The organism is Streptomyces sp. NPDC059852 (assembly GCF_042731455.1).
Classification (GTDB): Bacteria; Actinomycetota; Actinomycetes; order Streptomycetales; family Streptomycetaceae; genus Streptomyces.
The window spans coordinates 1-1661 of the sequence record NZ_JBHWJK010000055.1; the positions used below are offsets into that span (position 1 = coordinate 1).

The window sequence follows — 1661 nt, forward strand, 5'->3', positions numbered from 1 at the left end:
CCCCGCTCACCCCTGCCACCCGCCCCGGGCGCCCCCTCCCGAGGTGCGGGAGGGGCCGCCCGGTCCGTGCGCGCCGGTGCAGCCGAGGTCACCCCTCGCCGAGCGGGCGGGGGTTGGGCGTCACCTTCTTGGTCTTCGTCCGTCCCGGCGGGTGCAGGAACAGCGCGACGACTCCGGCGAAGAGCGAGATGCCGCCCGCCAGGCTGAAGGCGCCGTTGTAGCCCCACGCGGCGACGACCAGGGAGCCCATGCCCGCGCCCAGACCGGAGACGAGCTTGGAGCTGTAGACCATGCCGTAGTTGGTGGCGTTGTTGTTCTCACCGAAGTAGTCCGCCGTCAGCGCCGCGAACATCGGGAAGATGGCGCCGCCGCCGAAGCCCGAGATCGCGGAGAAGATCAGGAACAGCGGCAGGTTCTTGATCTCGGCGGACCAGATGATGCCGAACTGCGCGAGCCCCAGGATCGCGCACACGTACAGCAGGCACTGCTTGCGGCCGTACAGGTCGGACAGCCACCCGATCACCCCGCGGCCGGTGCCGTTGACGATCGCCTTCAGCGACATCGCGGTCGCGACGATGCCCGCCGCGAAGCCCGCCTCCTCGCCGATGTCGACCTGGAACGCGATGCCGAAGATGTTCACGCCGGAGGTGCAGGCCAGACAGAACCACATCAGCGCCACCCGGCCGGTCCTCCACGCCTCCATGGGGGAGTACTGCTTGACGGCCGGCGGGTTCTTCTCCAGCGAGCGCCGCGCGCGCGGGTCGTCCGGCGGGTTCAGTGGGTCGACGGAGGACGGCCACCAGTTCTTCGGCGGGTCCCGGAAGAAGAAGCCGGCGACGGCCACCATCGCGGCGAGGAAGAGGCCGGAGCAGACCAGCACCCAGCGGAAGTTGGAGCCGTCCATGTAGCCGTGGAAGATGAAGACGAACGGCACCGAACCGTAGGCGAAGCCGCCGTTGACGAAGCCGGTCTTGCCGCCCCTGCGCTCCGGATACCACTTGCCGACCATGTTGACGCAGGTCGCGTACACCATGCCCGCGCCCATCCCGCTGAAGACGCCGAAGCCGAGGAAGGCCAGGGCGACGTGCGGCGCGTACGCCAGCGACAGATAGCCGAGCAGCGTGCCGGCCGACCCCAGCATCATCGCCCACCGCGCGGGCAGCTTGCCGTTCTCGCGCAGCCGCCCCGCCGGGAAGGCCACCGCGGCCTGGCAGAACACCCAGGCGGTCATCATCCAGTAGATGCTGCTGCTGGACCACTGGTGGGCCTCGTGCAGCGTGTCCTCCGCGGACGCGAAGGCGTACTCGGCGGACGAGATGCCCATCATGCCCACCCAGGGCAGGATCACCATCCACTTGCGTTTGCGGCCCATGATGTCGACGTCGGTCTCGCCGACACGGTAGACGCGTCCGTTCCTGTCGGTCACCTCCCGGTAGGTGGCGACCCGCGTAACGTCGGTAGTAGTCACGTTGTTTGCACCCCTTGCGTCGAAAGCTCTGGCCAGCGCCCCCTGTCCAATGCCTTTCGTGCGCGCGCGGGTCCCGGGGCCGGCCGCCGCCCCCCCGCGGGCCGCCCCCCCCCCGCTAACCGCCTGTAACCCCCCCCACGGGTCCCCCCCCCCCCCCCCCGCCGTACATGGCGCCCCCAAAGGCCCCCCGCGT

Annotated in this window: 1 protein-coding gene; it reads right to left on the reverse strand. The window is 70.2% G+C overall.

All coding sequences use genetic code 11. From position 1 onward, the window contains the following. Nucleotides 1-88: 88 nt before the first annotated feature. Nucleotides 89-1468: an OFA family MFS transporter gene (locus ACFV46_RS33580; RefSeq protein ID WP_385500972.1), complete on the reverse strand. Its 1380-nt coding sequence runs from the start codon at nt 1466-1468 to the stop codon at nt 89-91. Between the last annotated feature and the right edge of the window lie 193 nt (nt 1469-1661).